Origin of the sequence: Kitasatospora sp. NPDC058243, assembly GCF_042882025.1 — a bacterium.
Taxonomy (GTDB): Bacteria; Actinomycetota; Actinomycetes; order Streptomycetales; family Streptomycetaceae; genus Kitasatospora.
This window is the reverse complement of sequence record NZ_JBHVWW010000001.1, coordinates 274,227-291,262: the sequence shown is the minus strand read 5'-3', so window position 1 is coordinate 291,262 and position 17,036 is coordinate 274,227. Positions and strand designations below refer to the sequence as shown.

Sequence of the window (17,036 nt, the reverse complement as noted above, 5' to 3'; positions counted from 1 at the left end):
CCGAAGGAAGCCCCCCATGACCGGCGTCCTGGGCATGGGCACGTACCTGCCCGCAGAGGTCCGCGGCAACCACGAGGTCGGCCCGCCCGCCGGGGTCTCGGCCACCTGGATCACCGAGCGCACCGGCGTGGTCGAACGGCATCGGGCCGCACCCGACGAGGCCGCCTCGGACCTGGCAGCGGCCGCCGTACTGGCCGCCTGCGAGGCCGCCGGTATCCCGCCGGAGCGGCTCGACCTCGTCGTTGCGGCGACCTCCACGCCCGACGAACTCGGGCCGGCCACCGCCTGCCGCATCCAGGCCCTCACCGGCGCCGGCAACGCCGTCGCACTCGACGTCAGCGCGGCCTGCTCCGGCTGGCTGTTCGCGGCCAAGGTCGCGCACGCCTGGCTGGCCACGACCCCCGGCGCCCGGTACGCGGCGGTCGTCGGCGTCGAGGCCTACTCGAAGTTCATCGACCCCGCCCACCGAGCCACCGCCGTCCTCTTCGCCGACGGCGCCGCCGCAGCCGTCCTGGGCCCCGTCCACGACGACGCCGGCTTCCACGGCTTCCGCCTCGGCTCGGACGGCCGCGGCGCGCACCACGTGCTGATCCCCGCCGGCGGCAGCCGGATACCCGCCGGCCCCGAGAGCCTGAACGCCGGGCTGCACCACATCCACATGGACGGCCGGGTCGTGCGCGACTTCATCACCGAGATCTTCCCCCGCCTCGTCGACCAGGCCCTCACCGACCACGGCCTCGACCTCAAGGACATCGACGCCTTCATCACCCACCAGCCCAACCCGCTGCTCCTGCGCGCCGTCGCGGACCGGATCGGCATCCCGGCCGAACGCCTGCACATCACCGGAGACCTGACGGGCAACATCGGCGCGGCCTCCGCCCCCTTCGCGCTGGCCGACGCCGCCGCCCGCGGCCTGCTGGCCGACCGGGCCCGCGTGCTCGTCTGCGTCTTCGGCGCCGGCCTGACCTGGGGCAGCGCCCTGCTCACCTGGACGGGCGCCCGCTCCTTGCGCGCGCCCGTCCGGTCCAGCAGCGACCTGAAAACCCTGGCCCGGGACACCCCCGCCCGGGACAGCACCGCCCGGAACGCCACCGACTGACGCCCCGCCGGAACCGGAGGAACACCCCCATGACCATCCTCAACCGCTTCCGCCTCGACGGCCGCCGCGCACTGGTGACCGGCTCCTCGCGCGGCATCGGCCAGGCCGTCGCCGTCGCGCTCGCCCAGGCCGGGGCCCGGCTCGCCCTCTCCGCCCGCACCGGGCCCGCGCTGAAGCACACCGCCGACCAGGTGGCCCGCTACGGTGGCACCCCCGTCCTGGTACCCGGGGACCTCGCCGACACCGGGCAGGCCGCCATCGTCGACCAGGCCGCCCAGGCCCTGGGCGGTCTCGACATCGTCGTCCACAACGCCGGCATCCTGCCCACCAACCCCGACGGCAGCACACTCCTCGCACCGCTGCAGCACCTCCCGCAGCACGTCTGGGACGAGGTGGTCGCGGTCAACCTCAACGCCACCGCCGCGATCTGCCGGCACGCCCACCCGTACCTGGCGCAGTCGGACGGCGCCAGCCTGGTGCTGATGTCCTCGGTCGCGGGTCTGGTCGGCACGCCCATGATGGAGGTCTACGCCGCGACCAAGGCCGCCCAGGTCTCCCTCGCCCGCAGCCTCGCGGTCGGCTGGGCCCGCAGCGGGATCCGGGTCAACGCGCTGTGCCCCGGGTGGGTGCGCACCGACATGACGGCCGCCGTCCACACCAATGCCGCGCTCACCGACTGGCTGCTGGCCCATGTGCCCATGGGGCGCTGGGCCGAGCTGGAGGAGGTCGCCGCAGCGGCGCTGTTCCTGGCCTCGCCCGCCTCCGCCTTCCTCACCGGGCAGGCGATCGCCCTGGACGGCGGCCTCTCGGTCCCCGACGGCGGTCTTGCGGGCACCCCCAAGCCGCCCTCCCCGTTCGCCGCGGCATGACCTCCTCACCCTCCGCCCCCGGCCACCGCGCCACGGCGGTGATCGCCGGCCTCGGCTCCAGCCTCCCGCCCCAGGAGGTGACCAACACCCAGATCATCGCCCGGGGCGGCCTGGACACCACCGACGAGTGGATCACCGGCCGGACCGGCATCCACCGCCGGCGCCTGGCCGGACCCGGCGTCAGCACCGGGGACCTGGCCACGGCCGCCGCGCGCGCCGCGATCGACTCCACCGGCTCCCCGGGCCTGCGCCCGGACCTGCTCCTGCTGGCCACCACCACGCCGGACCGCCCCTGCCCGGCCACCGCACCGGAGGTCGCCCACCGACTCGGCCTCGGACCGGTCCCCGCGTTCGACCTCGCAGCCGTCTGCTCGGGCTTCCTCTACGGCCTGGCCACGGCCTCCGCCCTGCTCCGCAGCGGCGCCTGCCGCACCCCCCTGGTGGTCGCGGCCGAGAAGTACTCGGCCATCGTCGACCCCTTCGACCGCGACACCGCACCGCTCTTCGGCGACGCCGCCGCCGCGGTGGTGCTCCGCCCCGGGGACACCACCGAACCCGGGGCCCTGCTGGAGACCGACTGGGGCAGCGACGGGGGCGGGAGCGACCTGATCACCGTGGCCGCAGGCGGCCCGCGACTCCCCGCCACCGAAGCCCTCGGGCGCGGCGACCGCTACTTCCGGATGCGCGGGCGCCAGGTCTACGCCCACGCCGTACGCCGGATGGCCGCCTCCGCCGGGGCCGCCCTGGCCGCGACCGGCTGGCAGGCCCGCGAGGTCGAGGCCTTCATCGGGCACCAGGCCAACCAGCGGATCCTGGACGCCGTCGCCGACCGCCTCGGCATCCCGCCGCGGCACCGCTTCGGCAACATCCGCGACGTCGGCAACACGGCGGGCGCCTCCGTACCGCTCGCCCTCGCCGACGCCGCCGCCCGAGGGGCCTGCCGCCCGGGCGCCCCGACTCTGCTCACCGCCTTCGGCGGCGGTCTCACCTGGGCCTCCGCAACCCTGCTGTGGCCGGACGCACCCGTACGGACGGCCGCCCCGGAACCCCGGCCCCCGCGCCACGACCACGACCACGACCACGAGGAGGTCAGCCCACCGTGAACCCCGTCCGCGAGCACCTGGTCACCCTGCTCACCGAGAAGTTCGACACCCCCTCCGACACGATCGGCGACGACGCCGCCCTCGACGAGCTCGACCTCGACTCCCTCGCCCGGATCGAACTCGTCGTCACCCTCCAGGAACACTGGGGCGTCGCCCTGGACGACGACCTCGACTCCGCCGCCGACGTGACGGTGGGCCAGCTCGTCGACCGCATCCACGCCCTGCTCGCGCAGCCCGTCCGGCCCGTCGCCTCCGTCCGGCCCGACCCGTCCGTCGACCCCGAGCAGCCGCCCGGCCCAGCCGCATGAGTGCGGCCCGCCCACCGCTCGCCGTCACCGGGATCGGCCTGGTCACCCCGGCCGGTCACGGGGCGGAGCCGACCTGGCGAGGCGTCCTCGACGCCCGCAGCACCGCCGCACCCGATCCGGCGCTCGCCGGGCTCCCCGTCGTCCTCTCCTGCCGGGTCCCCGGCGACTCCGCCGCGCTGGTCGGTGGCCGTCAGCCCTGGAGGCTGGACCGCGCCACCCGCTTCGCCATCGCCGCCGCGCGGGAGGCCGTCGCCGACGCGGGCCTCGAACCCGCGCGCTGGGACGGCGCCCGGGTCGCCCTGGTCCTCGGCTCCGCCGCCGGAGGAGTCGGCAGCTACGAACACGCGGCGGAACGACTCCGCACCCTGGGCCCCTCCGCCGTGTCCGCACTGGCGCTCCCCGCCTTCCTGCCGAACATGGCAGCAGCTCAACTCGCCATCGAGCTCGGCACGACGGGCCCGGTGCTGCACACCGCCACGGCCTGCGCCTCCGGGGCCGCCGCCATCCACACCGCGGCCCTGCTGCTCCACACCGGAGCCTGCGACATCGCCCTGGCCGGCGGCACCGACGCCATGATCACTCCGGTCTGCGTCGCCGGATTCGCCCGGATGAAGGCGCTCTCCCGCAACACCGACCCCGCCCGCGCCTCCCGCCCGTTCGACGCGGACCGCGACGGCTTCGTCATCGGCGAGGGAGCGGGCTTCCTCGTCCTGGAACGCCGGCCGGACGCGACGTCGCGGCAGCCCACGCCCAGGGCCCTGCTGGTCGGCACCGGAACCGCCGCCGACGCCTACCACCCCGTCGCACCGCACCCGGAAGCCCGTGGACTCGAAGCGGCCGCCCGGCTGGCCCTCGCCGAGGCCGGCGCCGGCCCCGACGACGTCGACCACGTCAACGCCCACGGTACGAGCACCCCGCTCAACGACTCCGCGGAAGCCCGCCTGATCGACCGGCTCTTCGCCCGGCGCCCCCCGTCCGTCACCTCCGCCAAGGGCGCGCTCGGCCACACGATGGGCGCCGCCGGTGCCATCGAAGCCGCCCTGACGGTGCTCACCGTGCAGCACCAACTCGTCCCCGCCACCGCGGGGTTCGCCCTCCCGGACCGGGACACCGGCGCGATCGACCTGGTCCACGACGGCCCCCGCCGCCAGCGCCTCCACCTCGCACTGAGCACCTCGGCCGGATTCGGCGGCCACAACACCGCCCTCGCCTTCGCCCCCGCCGCCACCTCCGGGAGCTGACAGCGGGACGAGGACGCAAGGCGCATCAGCTGTTCAGGAAAGAACTGGATCATTCGGCGCGTCCCGCCTTACGGTGGCGCCATGAGCGATCACCCCGAAGCACCTGTCGTGCCCGTCGAGGCCTATGAACCCCCCTACTACCTGGCCGTCTTCACGACAGTGCGGACCCAGGACCAGAGCGGTTACAGCGAGACCAGCGCACGCATGGAAGACCTGGTGAAGGACGTCCCCGGATACCTGGGGATGGACCACGCCCAGACTCCCGGCGGCCTGGGCATCACTGTCGGGTACTTCCGCGACGCCGACGCCCTCACGGAGTGGCGGAGCAACGTCGAGCACCGCGCGGCGCAGAAGCGCGGGCAGGCCGAGTGGTACCAGAACTACACGCTGCACGTGGCGAAGGTGGAGCGCAGCCACGGCTTCAGCCGAGCGTAGGGCGGTTTCCAGGGTCCGCGGGGCCCGATAGCGGGCTGACCGGCTCTCGTCGTCCAGGCGGGCCGCGATGGTCAGGGGCCGGACCGAACCGTGTCGCGGGTCTGGACAGCGGTGCGGGGGTCGGCCAGTCTTCACCAGCATGACCCTCCCGCTCCCCGAGCACGTCTCCGGTGCCGCGCGCACCGCGCTTTTCGAAGCCGTCACCGCCGTCGGCGACGAGGCCGTCGCCCTGCTCGCCGGCGGCCGCGGCGACACCCCGATACCCGGCGCCGAGTGGACGGTCGGCGAGGCCGCCGCCCACCTGGCGATGGCCAACGAGCTGATGGCCGCACTGGCCGCCGGCGAGGAACGGCCGTACGGGGACGGCACTCCGGGTTCGCTGGCCGCCGCGAACGAGGCCTCGCTGGCCAGGCGGCCGGAGCGGGACCTGACCGTGCTCGCCGGGGAGATCGCCCGGCAGGCAAGGGAGTTCACGGCAGCGGCCGGCGCGCGCGGCGGCACCGAGCCGGTGCTGACCCCGCTCGGCCCGATGGACCTGGACACCCTCGGCGCCTACCTGCTGACCCACATGCTGGGCCACCTCTACGACATCGCCGTCGCGCTCGGGCGGCCGCACCCGATCGACCGGCACCGCGTCGGGCTGACGATGCCCTTCCTGCGGATGGCGATGCCACGGGTGCTGGACCCGCGCGCCGCGGCCGGCCACAGCGCCTGCTACCGGCTTCGGGTGCGCGGCCTGGGCGGGTTCGCGGTGACCTTCACGGACGGTGCCGCCGTGGTGAGCCAGGAGCCGCCGCGCCGCCCGGACTGCACGATCCTCACCGGCCCGGTGGCGTTCTTCCTCATCGCGCTGGGCCGCTACACCGCCACCGGCGCCCTCGCCCGGGGCAAGGTGCTCGCCTGGGGCCGCCGGCCTTGGCTGGCCCCGGGCTTCCCCCGGCTGTTCGCGGCCCCCTGAACCCGCCCGCCGGCCGGGCGTCGGCCGCCGCCGGTGTCACGCCGGCGCATCGTGACGTCATGTCGTGGCGCCCAGGGGCGGACACGTCAGACTGTCACTGGTCCGTTCTGCGGGTTGAGATCCCGGACAGGAGAGCAGCACGTGAGTACAGCGCACGCCGGCCCAGGTGACTACAGCCAGGTGCCGAATCCGGAGCAGGCCCTGAAGTATGCAATTCGGCATATTGCGGGTGACCGTGTCGAGATCGTAGAGGGAGTCATCACCCCGGTGTCACCGTCCTGGGCCCACGAGAGTGCTGTCGACCTGATCCGTGAGCAGATCGGCCCTCGCATGCGCGAGCTCGACCTCCGTGCCGGCTCCGGGAACCTCGACCTGCCCGGCACGGAGAACTTCTATGTGCCGGACCTGGCCGTCGTGCCCGCCGAGCTGGCGAAGACGGAGGGAGCGCTCCTCCCGGACCAGACCGTGCTCGTCGTCGAAGTGACATCACCGTCGAACGGTGAAACCGACAGGACCGCCAAGCGCCGGCGCTACTCGCAGTTCGGCGCGCCCGTGTACCTCCTGGTCGACCGGCAGGAACGCACCTGCACGCTGCTCTCCCAGCCGGGCCGGCTCGGCTACACCCGGGTGGAAGGACCGCACCCCTTCGGCACCCCCCTGCAGCTACCGCCTCCGCTGAGCCTTGAACTCGACACGGCGGGTTTCTGAGTCGGGGAGTCGGCCGGGCGGTGGGTCGGCTTCGTAGCCTGATCGGGGTCCGGTGAGCCGACTGCCCTGCGGTGACGGCCCGTCAACCCTGGGTGAATTGGGTGAAATATTATCGAGTTTTACGATTTAACCGCCCTGCCGTGCGGTGGTGGCATGCGTGGATTCCGCAGCATGAAGCGAAGTCACCAACCAAGAGGTGGAGAGATGATCAAGAAATTCGCTGTCGTTGCAGCTGCTGCCAGTGCTCTCGTTCTTGCGGACGCGAGCTGGGCCGTCGCCGGCTCCGGCGGCCATGGCGGCACGGACAGGCGTGGCGGAGACGTCGGCATCGCATGCGTGGTCGGCCAGGACGCGGGCTTCTCGAACAACTGCGGCAACACGTACATCTACAAGCCCAACCTTCTGGGCGACCTGCTCAACCTGCTCTCGCCGCCTCCCACCACCGGCGGCGGTGGCAACAACGGGGGCGGCAACAACGGCGGCGGTAACAACGGCGGCGGTAACAACGGTGGTGGTACCGGCAACAACGGCGGCGGTAGCAGCGGCGGCAACAGCTGATCCGTTCGACACCGGCGTGTTCTCCTCCTTGACCACGCCGGCGGGGCCGGGGACGCACCGGGCACAGCACGGGTGCGTACCCCGGCCGTTGCGTGCCCTTTGGAGCACAGATCGGTGCCCGATCGTCCGTTGTGCTGCGCGGCGACAGTCCGGCCGGATATGCCGGAGGGAACACCTGTCGCGCCTCCGGAGGGGTTCCCCATGCACGCGAAAGACCCCGGCAAGCCGTCGGAGCCGCAGCGGCGCCGCGACCTGCCGCGCAAGGCCGATCCGGCGGCCGACGGACTGGGGTTGAGCCTCGGGGGCGTGTCTGCGCAGACGGTCCTCGCCTTGCAGCGCGGCATCGGCAACGCCGCGGTCTCGCGGGTGATCGAGCGGTCCAGGCACCAGCACGGTGCGGGGTGCGGTCACCCGCAGGCCGTCGTCGGGGCGGGCGCACCGGTACAGCGGTCCCCCGTCCAGAGGAGGACGGGGGACGCGCCGGCCGCCCGTCCCGGTGAGCCGGTCGTGCAGCGCGCCATCACCTACGCCAAGGCCGACTGGTCACGGCAGCACCTCTCGCCGGACCGTTTCGCGGAACTGCTCCAACAGGCGTCCGGCGAGCAGGAAGGTGACGGATTCAGCGTCCCCTACCGGGAGTTGTTCAAGGCCTTGGAGGAGTCTGCGATCACCATCGAGATCGACGAGCAGACGGACATCAGGGGTGCGCGCGCGTTGTTCGCGCTCAGCAACGAAGGAGAGGGCGGCGCGCTGCGGATCACCCCGCCCAAGGACCAGGCCTCACCGCTCGAACTGCGGGAATTCGCCGCGACCGTGACCCATGAGATGCAGCACGCGCTCGACTCGGTCACCGGTCGTTTCAAGTCCCAGGAGAAGCCGCAGACGATGGCGCAGCGGAAGATCTCCACCGAGTTGCGCGCGTTCGGCGAAGAGGCGGCCGCGGCGCTCAAACTCGCCATGGGCGACGGCTACAGCAAGAGCCAGGGGAAACTCTCCGCGATCCTGAAGACGATCCCCCCGGACCGGCTCACGCCCGAGCGCAGCCGACTCGCCGGCGAGTTCCACACGATGGACAGCTACCGGGCCGCCGGCCGGGATCCCCTCGACGCCTTCGGGGCGGCGATCCCGATCCCCAACAGCGTGCTCCTGGAACGCGTGGCGGGCTACCTGTCCTTCTACAAGCTGGTCGCCGACACCCCGACCAGTGCGGAGGCACTCCAGTGGCTGCGCGCCACGCCGGCCGTGGTGGAGAAGGGGCTGGTGGAGGGGACCGTCCTGTTCCACAACCACCGCCCGCAGCCGGAGTGAGGGCGCGGGCGGTCGGGAGGGCGCGGGTGGTCGGGAGGGCGACAAGCGCGAGATCACGTCCAGCCGTTGCGGGTGGAAGCCCGGATCTGCGCGTTCACCGCGCAGTCGGCGTCGATTCCGGGGCCGTCCGCAGCTTCAGGGCTTGGGGGGAGGGCAGAGGGGGCGGTCGGGTACCCGGACCGGCAGGGTGCGTCGTTCATCGGCGGTGAAGGAGCGGTAGCCGATGATGCGGCACAGGCTCCGCTGCCAGGCGTCGGGGTCGAGGACGATCCGGTGGACGTAGTCCTTCTCGGTGCGGATGAGGAGGGTCTTTCCGTCGTTGGTGGCGTCCAGGAACGTGAGCGGCTCCTGCAGACTGTTGTCGGTCACGTTGCGGAAGTCGTAGGAGTCGACGGAAGGTTGGCCGCCGACCTGGTAGATCCGGATGGCGTTGTCGGCCGCGATCATGAAACGGCCTTGGGCGTCGACGAAGCGGGTGATGGCCGAGTTCTGGCCCGGTGTGCTGGTGGTGGGGAGGGGGCCGATTTCCCTCTGCAGGGGGTCGAGCCGCCACAGTTCGATGACGCTGTTGCGGCGGAGAACGGCCAGGTAGCGGCCGCTCTCGTCGAACCGGGCCGCGATCAGGTCGGTGATGCCCGGGTTCAGCGACGTGACGGTGTGGCCGGTGCCGATGTCGACGACACGGATCACGGGGTCGTCGTGCACGACCACGGTCACCTTTCCCTCCTGCCAGTACGGGCCGACGTACATCTGCGGCGTGCCGGGCTTGTCGGCCCGGGGGTGGAACGCGGCCGCGTCGAACTGCGCCGACCGGAGGCCGGTTCTGGCCTCCCACTGCTGGATCCGGGTGCCGGAGACCGTCACCAGGCGGTCGGCCCCGTCGAAGAAGTAGCTGAAGTCCTCGGCTGCCGAGTCGCCCTGGGGCGGTGGTGCCACTGTGATGCGGGCGACCGCTCGCAGGGTGGAGGCATCACGGACGGAGACGGTGTTCGGGCCGTCCCGGAGCGCGATGAGCGTGTCGTCCCGGTTGGACATGAGGCGGTCGCCTTTGCCCTTCCAGGCGGGCTGTGGCAGGGCTGTTCTGGTCAGGAGCCTTCCGGGGTCGAGCCCGGGCTCGCGGAGTTCGAGGTCGGTGCCGCCCGTCAGGCGGGTGGTGAGCTTTCTGCCGTCCCGACTGAGGTGGACGGTGTCGGCCGCGGCCGTGTCCTCCTCGCCCGCGGGGATCTCGGTGTAGGAGATGGAGCTCCGTCCCTGACCGGCGAGGTACTCCTTCCCGCCGCTGGAGAGGAGAACGGACGCGTGCTCGTACAGGCGGCCCGGTTCGTCCACCAACGCGACGGCTTTTCCCCGGTCGAGGTCCAGGACCGTCAGTTTGGCGGCTTCGCTGATCACGATCCGGTGGCCGTCGGCGCTCGCCGCGGTCAGTTCGGCCGCCGGGGCGATCGTCTCCGTGGTTTCGTAAGGTTTCCCCACCACGGATCCGTCGGACACCCGGATCAGTCGTACGGTGCTCTTCGTGCCACTGCCCTGTCCGGGGTCGTGGGTCTGGACGACGGCGACGGTGGTCCGGTCCCCGGAGGGCAGGATCCCCTGGTGATCAGCAGGCACCACCACGGTCCGCGCGGCGCCGCCGGCCATGTCCACGGAGGCCAGTCCGGTACTGCCGTTGCTGGTCTTCACGAGCAGGGAATGCCCGTCGGAGCCGAACCACAGCCCGCTTCCCATGTTCTGAGGTGCGGGAACGCGGCCGGCGATCGTCCCCGCGTCCAGATCCCACCAGACCAGGCTGTCGCGGGTCGGAACCGCGATGTAGCGCCCGTCGGGTGACATCGCGGTCGCGTCGGCAGGAGCCGCGGAGATCTGCAGCACCCCGTCCACCCGGGGCAGTTGGTGCACCTGGCCGATGGGCGCGGTGCTCTCCTTGTCGACGTCGAACCAGCCTCCCGTCCCGTCGTCGGCCACGAATCCGGCTCGGCGTCCGTCCGGGGAGACCATCAGGTAGAAGGCGTACTGGGCCGGGACCGGCCAGCTGTGGACGGTGCCGTCCCGGCCGCGGACGAACAGGACGACGTGGGCCATGGCGTCACGGGAGAGGACGACGTCACCGTCCCGGCTGGTGCTGAACGTCCCGCCGGTTCCGGACATGCCCGAGAACAGGGAGTCCGCGCCGGCCCGGAGGAGGTACTGCCGCATCAGCTGGTTCCGGGCCTCCGGCGTGGGCTTCGTCCGGTACGCGGCGAGGGCCATCATCACGGCCCGGACCGGGTCGTAGGCCATGTCGTCCTGGGAGGCCTGGACGAGGGCGCGGGAGTCGGAGTCGGCCTGGCGCTCCGCGGCATCGTGGCGGGCCGTGGCGAACAGGACGCCCAGGGCGAGGGAGACGGTGATCACCCCGACGAGGGCGGTCCGGAAGGTGCGGCGCCGGCGGCCGCGGGCCCGGTGGTGCCTCCTCGCGAGTTCGAGGTAGCTGCGTTCGGCCTCGGACAGCTCGGCGCCGCGCTCGCGCTGCCAGGTGCGGGCGGTGGCGAGGGTGGGCCCGGTGGGGAGCAGGTCGGCGGGTTGGCCGGCGTGGTCCCAGCGCCGGCGGTCGTGCCGGACGGATTCCCGCCACTCCAAGAACGCACGGTCCTCGCCGACCCAGTCGCGCAGCCGGGACCAGGCGGTGATCAGGGCCTCGTGGGCCAGTTCGACGGTCTCGACGCCCTCGGCACTGTGATCGATGACCAGGAGCCGGGTGCCGGCCAGACGTTGGGCGATGTGCCATTCGTCCTCGGCGAGCTCCTGGCGGGGAACGGTCCGGCGGGTGGCACCGGGTGCGCCGAGGGGGACGCGGACGAGGCGGGTGAAGAGCCGGCGGGCGGCCGGCTCCTCCCCGGCGGAGACATGTCTGTCCCAGGCCTGCTCGGCGTACTCTCCGAGAGCTCCGCTGACATGACCGATCTCCTCGTACGCACGGTGGCTGAGAACCCCGGCCGCCTGACGCTTCCACAGCAGGTCGAGGGTGAAGCCGAGGAGCGGCAGGGCACCCGCCTCACCGCCCGCATCGGTCAGGATGCGGTCGACCAGATGGGCCTCGTAGCGAACCGACGGAATCGCCGCCACCGGTGCGGTGACGATCTCCCGGAGCTGGTCACCGGTCATCGGCCCCAGCGCGTAGACCTGCCGGCTGCAGGCCCGGCCGAGGCTCGGATGAGCCAGCGCGGTCTCCAGGTAGTCGGCCCGGAGCGTGGTGAGCACGTGCACGGCCTGGGGGAGCGACGGGCCGAACAGCACGGCCGCCAGCTCGTCGACGGCCGCCGGGTCGGTTCCGGTGAGCATCTCCTCGAACTGGTCGACCACGACGATCAGTTGATCGGTGCCGAGGCGGGACAGCAGGAGGGCCGCGAGATCTCCGAGCCCCTGGGCGCGCAGCAGGCCGGTGAGCGCCGGAAGGCGTTCGAGGCGTTCGAGTTCGGTCAGATCCGGTTCCAGCAGCGGAGACAGCGCGGCGGCGAGCGCGGACACCGGGGTGGCGCCGGCGCTGGGCCGGATCACCACGGCGGTCATGCCCTGGGAGTGCAGGCGGGGTATGACGCCGGCCATCGCGAGGGAGGACTTGCCCGAACCGGAGGGGCCGACGAGGGTGGTCCACCGCTCCCGGGCGACCAGAGCGGCGACTTCGGCGGTCTCCGCCCGACGGCCGTGGAAGACCGGGGCGTCGGATTCCTGAAGCGGGCGCAGACTCCGGAACGGTGACGGCGGCAGCGCCAGTTCGCGAAGCTCCGGCCACACGGCGGCGAGGCCCTCGGCGGGGATGAGGTAACCGGATGGAGGATCTCCGGTCTCCGCGACCGCCATCATGCCGACGACACCGTCGAGTTGTTCGTCCCACACCGGGCCGCCGCTGAACCCGGGGGAGACCCGGTAGCCGTTGGCGGCCAGGTCGGCCTGGATCCACCCGTTGGCCTGCCGGGCCCTCAGGACACCGGAGTGCCAGACACCGCCCGGGCGGCCGCTCGGCAGGCCGTACGCCCGCACGGTGTGTCCCCAGACGTCGGAGGACTCCACCATGCGGATCGGCCGGGCGCCCGGAAGCGGAGCGGACAGGTGCAGCACGGCCACGTCCCCGGCGCCGTGCGGGTGGGCGGGCGCCCACCGTTCAACGGTCGTGGGCACGCGCGTACCGCCTGTGCCGTCAGCTGCGGCGGGCGGGTCGGTGAGTGGGCCGGTGAGCGGGTCGGTGAGCAGCGGGAGGTCGATGTCGACGCGGGCGTCGGCGTCCGGCTCGGCTCCCGGAGGGAGGCCCAGCGCGGCGGACACCACGTGCGCACACGTCAGTATCCGATCGGCGGTCACCAGGAAGCCGAGGCCGACCGGGACGCCTCGACGGTCATGGATGCGTACGACGGCGGAGGCCAGTGCGTCGGGCCCGGCCCCGTCGACGGCGTCGGCGCGGGACGTGGACACTAGGCCGGGTCCGAGGCCGCCGGAGGCGCCGACGCCTCGGTGGTCTGCCGGTTCCAGGTGAGCGAGACCTTGAAGTTGGCCTCTGCGGCGGTACTGGAGATCACCACGTCGGCCTCGGCCGACAAGGACAGGCCGAACTCGATGCTGATCTCGTCCGGGGCGTGCGCCAGGTCCCGGAACCCCTCGACGAAGTTCTGCGCGACCGGACGCACGCCGGCCAGCATGTCCCCGAGCGAGCGTGTCGCCCGAGCCACCACCTGTCCGGGCCGGGCGACCTGCACCAGCCCTTCCCCGACCTGCTCGATCTCCACCCGGACCACGTCCTGCCCGTCGCTCACCGAGCCGACGGGCAGTTCCACGAAGTACGCCATGATCCCCCCGGATCTGGTCAAAGTCCCCGAACAGCACACCGCTTGTGAGGTGTCGCCTGCTCACCGTAAAGGCCTACCGGCCTCCGCGTCCCGGAATCATGACTGCCAGTCAGCTCGGGCTTCCCGTCGCCGGCGGTCCGCGCGGCGGTCCCGCTGGTGCCGGGAGCCGGCCCCGATCGCGACGGAAATCCGTGAACAGGCCCCGGAACGGCTGCACCGCCGTTCCGGGGCCCGCTCGTCGGCGCATGGGCCGTCAAATGTTCCACAGGACGGTCGTGGGGCGGGGCGTGGGGGGAACGGAGGTGGGCGGGGCCCAGACGCCGTTCTCGAAGAAGTCCTTGATGGTGGTGTACCAGGGCTTGTAGACGATCCCCTGCGTTGCCAGCCAGGCGTCGTTGTAGTACTCGTTCGTGTAGCGGTCGCCCGGGTCGCACATCACGGTGGCGACGCTTCCGAGTTGGGTGCCCTCGTTCATGCCGAGCAGGATCCGGATCGCGGCGAACACGCCGGTTCCGGTCGAGGGCCCGGCGTGGATGCCCAACTCCGTCCGGTCGGAGAGGTAGCGCATGGTGGCGACCGACGCCGCGTCGGCGACGCGGATCATGCGGTTGACCGTGGTCGGTACGAACGAGGCCTCGACCCTGGGCCGGCCGATTCCCTCGATGTGCGAGCCCTGGTCGGTCACCGTGGGGTCCTGCCAGTACCAGCCGTCGAAGTACGCGGAGTGCTCCGGGTCGGGCACGCACACCCGGAGCTTCTTGCCGGTGTACCGGGCGTACCGGGCCACCGAGGTCGTCGTGCCGCCGGTGCCCGCGCCCATGGCGAACCAGTCCAGGTCCGGCAGGCCCTTCAGCAGTTCCGCCGCGAGACTGTGGTCGCCACGCCAGTCGTAGGACCGCTCCGCGTACGTGAACTGGTCCATGAAGTGGCCGTCATAGCGCTTCGCCACCCGGCGGGCGTACTCGACGATGTCACCCGCCACCGGGACCACGGTGCCGCCGTACTGCTCGATCAGCTTCTGCTTCTCCGGGGCCGTGCTCTTCGGCACGACCGCGTAGAAGTCGATGCCGAGCCTTTGGCAGTACCACGCCTCGGAGATGGCCGTCGAGCCGCTGGACGCCTCCACCACGGGGCGGCCCTTCGCCAGCCAACCGCTGGCCAGCGCGTGGGTGAGCAGCGCCGCCGCGAGCCGGTGCTTGTGGCTACCGGACGGCTGGTCGGCCTCTCGCTTGATGTACAGCTTCAACCCGTTGAGCTGCGGGGGCAGCGGAATCTCGTTCACCGCCGTCTCCTTGGGCGCGAGTTCGCCGCGGATGCGCTGGATGCAGGCGTTCACCCACTCCCGGTCGTCCGGGTAGACGTCCGACTCGTCGTCCCCCTCCACCGCCAGGACCCTCTCGTCCACGCGTTCCATCACACTCATCAGCAGTCTCCGTCCAGCTCATCGAGCTCCACCCGCCCACGCGGGGCGGCATCCGCCCCAGCATGGGAGGCGCGAAGGCCCCTGGTGGAAACGCGGTGCTTGCGACACGCACTATTCGTCGCGACAGCGCAACGTGCGCGGCCCGCCCGTGAGCTGGAGGAGCAGCTCCGGGCCGAGGGGGCCGGCCGCCCACGGCTGGGACCAGGACCAGGCGCCTCTCCGGGTGGTGGTCGGTACACCGGCACATCGGCATCACATTTCTGACGTACCGTCAGGGACGGCTCCCTGCGTGCGGTGCGGAGTTCGGCAAGCGTGCAAAGGCCGGAAAGGCCGCCTCCACCTTCTGGTGGAAGCGGCCTCTTCGTTGTGTGAAGTCGCGGGGGGCATTGGGAACCCGCGATCCCTTTGTCCTGGCTGTCCGTCAGCCGACCGGAAGGCGCGGGGTGCGCGGCGGTTCCGTGCGGCGTTGCCCGGTCGTCTCGAAGGCGGCGGCGAGCTGGAGCAGGGTGTTGTCGTCGTAGGAGCGCCCGGCGAAGGTCAGCCCGACGGGCATGCCGGTGTCCGCCATGGTGCCCATGGGGACGGTGACCGTCGGGATGCCGAGGTGGCGGGGGACGAGGTTGCCGTTGGCGACCCAGACGCCGTTGCGCCAGCCGAGGTCCGCGGAGGACTCGTTCACGTCCATGTCCGCAGGGCCGACGTCGGCGACGGCGGGGAAGACCACGGCGTGCAGGCCGAGTTCGTCCATCCACGTCTCCAGGTCGATCCGGCGGGTCTCCTCGAGCCCGCGCAGTCCCTGCTCGAGGTGCGGGATCTCGGTGATCGACGCGTAGGGGCGGTCGCGCACCAGCCGCGGGTAGTCGGCGATCACGTCGTCGAAGCCGGCGTAGCGGTCCGGCAGTTCGCCGGGATGCTTGGGCCAGATGAGTGCGCTGTCGACGTCGGCGAGGGTCGCCAGTGCGGGGTCCGCGTTGGCGCGCAGGAAGTCGTCCCAGGCCCAGGCGGAGAGGTCGAGGATCTCGTGGGTGAGGAAGTCGCGGCTGACGAGGCCTCGGGTGAGGAGGGAGGGCGCGCCGGGGCGGTCGGACTCGTAGTTGGTCACCACGGGGAACTCGACCTCGACGACCTCGGCGCCGGCGGCCTCCAGGTCGCGGCGGGCGGCCTGCCACAGGGCGATCACCGAGGCGCGCGTGTCGATCGGCTGCCCGGTCTGGCCGCCGATGCCGCCGTCGGGGTTGGTGCCAGCGTCGGGGTCGGCGTTGATGTACATCCGGGGGACGCCGACGCGCCGGCCGGCGAGCGTTGCGCGCGCCGCTGCCGCGTCCGCGGGGGCCAGCGCCGGGTACGAGGCCGGACGGACCTGGGACGGTGCGGGCAGCGGGATCCAGGGCTGTGCGCGCCACAGGTCGCCGCGGGTGTCCGGGTCGTCGGCGACGATGACGTCGAGCAGTTCGAACAGGTCGGCCATGGTGCGGGTGTGGGGGACGACGACGTCCATGGTCGGTACGAGCGGCCAGTTGCCGCGCACCGAGATCACGCCGCGGCTCGGCGTGTAGGCGCACAGCGCGTTGTTGGAGGCGGGGGCCCGGCCCGAGGACCAGGTCTCCTCGCCGAGGCCGAAGGCGCCGAACGAGGCGGCCGTGGCGGTGCCGGAGCCGTTGGAGGAGCCGGAGCCGTAGGCGCTGGTCAGCCAGTCGGCGCTGTACGGGCTCTCCGCGCGGCCGTACACGCCGCGCTGCATGCCGCCGTTGGCCATCGGCGGCATGTTGGTCAGGCCGATGAGCACGGCCCCGCCGGCGCGCAGGCGCTCGATGGCGAAGGCGTCGCGCTGGGCGACGAGGTGCTCGAAGGCCGGTGAGCCGGCGGCGGCGGTGAGGCCCTCGGCGAGGTAGCTGTCCTTGGCGGTGTAGGGGATGCCGTCGAGGGGACCGAGGGTCTCGCCGCGCGCGCGGCGGGCGTCGGAGGCTTCGGCCTCGGAGCGGGCGTGCGGGTTCATCACGACCATCGCGTTGAGCGCGGTGGCGGTGCCGGGTCGGTCGTAGGCGTCGATCCGGGCGAGGTAGGCGTCGAGCAGGCCGACCGCGGTGGTCTCGCCCTTCTCCAACGCCGCGCGCAGGTCGGCGATATCTGTCTCGACGACGTCGAATGCGCGTGTCATGCGGGTGCCTCCAGGGTTTTCGGTTGAACGGTCCGAGGCGTTCGGCCTCGA

Annotated in this window: 14 protein-coding genes; 10 read left to right on the top strand and 4 right to left on the bottom strand. The window is 72.4% G+C overall.

The window, feature by feature from the left end:
- Positions 1-16: 16 nt before the first annotated feature.
- The 10 genes from ACFVX9_RS01200 (at position 17) to ACFVX9_RS01155 (ending at position 8,587) form a co-directional block, all read left to right on the top strand.
- On the top strand, positions 17-1,099 hold the full coding sequence (locus tag ACFVX9_RS01200; RefSeq protein ID WP_387979780.1) for a 3-oxoacyl-ACP synthase III family protein: 1,083 nt from the start codon (positions 17-19) through the stop codon (positions 1,097-1,099).
- A gap of 29 nt (positions 1,100-1,128) precedes the next feature.
- Positions 1,129-1,968: an SDR family NAD(P)-dependent oxidoreductase gene (locus ACFVX9_RS01195; protein WP_363630894.1), complete on the top strand. Its 840-nt coding sequence runs from the start codon at positions 1,129-1,131 to the stop codon at positions 1,966-1,968.
- Entirely contained in the window at positions 1,965-3,071 is a 1,107-nt protein-coding gene (locus ACFVX9_RS01190) for a beta-ketoacyl-ACP synthase 3 (RefSeq protein WP_387979778.1), read from the top strand. Before ACFVX9_RS01195 ends, ACFVX9_RS01190 begins: the two co-directional genes overlap by 4 nt.
- The gene (locus ACFVX9_RS01185) at positions 3,068-3,379 is read left to right on the top strand and encodes an acyl carrier protein (RefSeq protein WP_380334520.1); all 312 of its coding nucleotides are present in this window, start codon (positions 3,068-3,070) and stop codon (positions 3,377-3,379) included. The genes ACFVX9_RS01190 and ACFVX9_RS01185 overlap by 4 nt, the downstream gene beginning before the upstream one ends.
- Positions 3,376-4,620, top strand: coding sequence for a beta-ketoacyl-[acyl-carrier-protein] synthase family protein (locus ACFVX9_RS01180; RefSeq protein ID WP_387979776.1), 1,245 nt, complete (start codon positions 3,376-3,378; stop codon positions 4,618-4,620). Before ACFVX9_RS01185 ends, ACFVX9_RS01180 begins: the two co-directional genes overlap by 4 nt.
- A gap of 81 nt (positions 4,621-4,701) precedes the next feature.
- Positions 4,702-5,055 carry an antibiotic biosynthesis monooxygenase family protein gene (locus tag ACFVX9_RS01175; protein ID WP_380334514.1) on the top strand — a complete coding sequence of 118 codons (354 nt, stop codon included), beginning with the start codon at positions 4,702-4,704 and terminating at the stop codon, positions 5,053-5,055.
- 139 nt (positions 5,056-5,194) lie between these two features.
- A complete protein-coding gene (locus ACFVX9_RS01170; RefSeq protein WP_387979773.1) occupies positions 5,195-6,013 on the top strand; it encodes a maleylpyruvate isomerase family mycothiol-dependent enzyme in 819 nt (272 codons plus the stop codon).
- A gap of 141 nt (positions 6,014-6,154) precedes the next feature.
- Complete coding sequence (locus ACFVX9_RS01165; RefSeq protein ID WP_063352015.1) at positions 6,155-6,721, top strand: Uma2 family endonuclease; 567 nt, start codon at positions 6,155-6,157, stop codon at positions 6,719-6,721.
- 204 nt (positions 6,722-6,925) lie between these two features.
- Positions 6,926-7,279 carry a hypothetical protein gene (locus ACFVX9_RS01160; protein ID WP_387979771.1) on the top strand — a complete coding sequence of 118 codons (354 nt, stop codon included), beginning with the start codon at positions 6,926-6,928 and terminating at the stop codon, positions 7,277-7,279.
- 201 nt (positions 7,280-7,480) lie between these two features.
- Positions 7,481-8,587: a hypothetical protein gene (locus ACFVX9_RS01155; RefSeq protein WP_387979769.1), complete on the top strand. Its 1,107-nt coding sequence runs from the start codon at positions 7,481-7,483 to the stop codon at positions 8,585-8,587.
- 135 nt (positions 8,588-8,722) lie between these two features.
- Here the strand turns inward: ACFVX9_RS01155 and ACFVX9_RS01150 are convergent, their stop codons facing one another.
- The 4 genes from ACFVX9_RS01150 to ACFVX9_RS01135 all read right to left on the bottom strand — a co-directional run bounded on the left by ACFVX9_RS01150 (position 8,723) and on the right by ACFVX9_RS01135 (position 16,985).
- Positions 8,723-13,033, bottom strand: a complete 4,311-nt coding sequence (locus tag ACFVX9_RS01150; protein WP_387979767.1) for a trypsin-like peptidase domain-containing protein — start codon at positions 13,031-13,033, stop codon at positions 8,723-8,725.
- Positions 13,033-13,404 (bottom strand): CU044_2847 family protein, encoded by a 372-nt coding sequence (locus ACFVX9_RS01145; protein WP_380369261.1) that lies wholly within the window; start codon positions 13,402-13,404, stop codon positions 13,033-13,035. The genes ACFVX9_RS01150 and ACFVX9_RS01145 overlap by 1 nt, the downstream gene beginning before the upstream one ends.
- Positions 13,405-13,657: 253 nt before the next feature.
- Complete coding sequence (locus ACFVX9_RS01140) at positions 13,658-14,827, bottom strand: PLP-dependent cysteine synthase family protein (RefSeq protein WP_387979765.1); 1,170 nt, start codon at positions 14,825-14,827, stop codon at positions 13,658-13,660.
- Positions 14,828-15,248: 421 nt separating this feature from the next.
- The gene (locus tag ACFVX9_RS01135; protein ID WP_380482979.1) at positions 15,249-16,985 is read right to left on the bottom strand and encodes an amidase; all 1,737 of its coding nucleotides are present in this window, start codon (positions 16,983-16,985) and stop codon (positions 15,249-15,251) included.
- Positions 16,986-17,036 lie beyond the last annotated feature (51 nt).

Coding starts and splice junctions, on each gene's coding strand:
- ACFVX9_RS01195 (WP_363630894.1), top strand. CDS start 1,129: ATGACCATCCTCAACCGCTTCCGCCTCGACGGCCGCCGCGCACTGGTG.
- ACFVX9_RS01140 (WP_387979765.1), bottom strand. CDS start 14,827: ATGAGTGTGATGGAACGCGTGGACGAGAGGGTCCTGGCGGTGGAGGGG.
- ACFVX9_RS01180 (WP_387979776.1), top strand. CDS start 3,376: ATGAGTGCGGCCCGCCCACCGCTCGCCGTCACCGGGATCGGCCTGGTC.
- ACFVX9_RS01160 (WP_387979771.1), top strand. CDS start 6,926: ATGATCAAGAAATTCGCTGTCGTTGCAGCTGCTGCCAGTGCTCTCGTT.
- ACFVX9_RS01135 (WP_380482979.1), bottom strand. CDS start 16,985: ATGACACGCGCATTCGACGTCGTCGAGACAGATATCGCCGACCTGCGC.
- ACFVX9_RS01175 (WP_380334514.1), top strand. CDS start 4,702: ATGAGCGATCACCCCGAAGCACCTGTCGTGCCCGTCGAGGCCTATGAA.
- ACFVX9_RS01190 (WP_387979778.1), top strand. CDS start 1,965: ATGACCTCCTCACCCTCCGCCCCCGGCCACCGCGCCACGGCGGTGATC.
- ACFVX9_RS01170 (WP_387979773.1), top strand. CDS start 5,195: ATGACCCTCCCGCTCCCCGAGCACGTCTCCGGTGCCGCGCGCACCGCG.
- ACFVX9_RS01200 (WP_387979780.1), top strand. CDS start 17: ATGACCGGCGTCCTGGGCATGGGCACGTACCTGCCCGCAGAGGTCCGC.
- ACFVX9_RS01155 (WP_387979769.1), top strand. CDS start 7,481: ATGCACGCGAAAGACCCCGGCAAGCCGTCGGAGCCGCAGCGGCGCCGC.
- ACFVX9_RS01145 (WP_380369261.1), bottom strand. CDS start 13,404: ATGGCGTACTTCGTGGAACTGCCCGTCGGCTCGGTGAGCGACGGGCAG.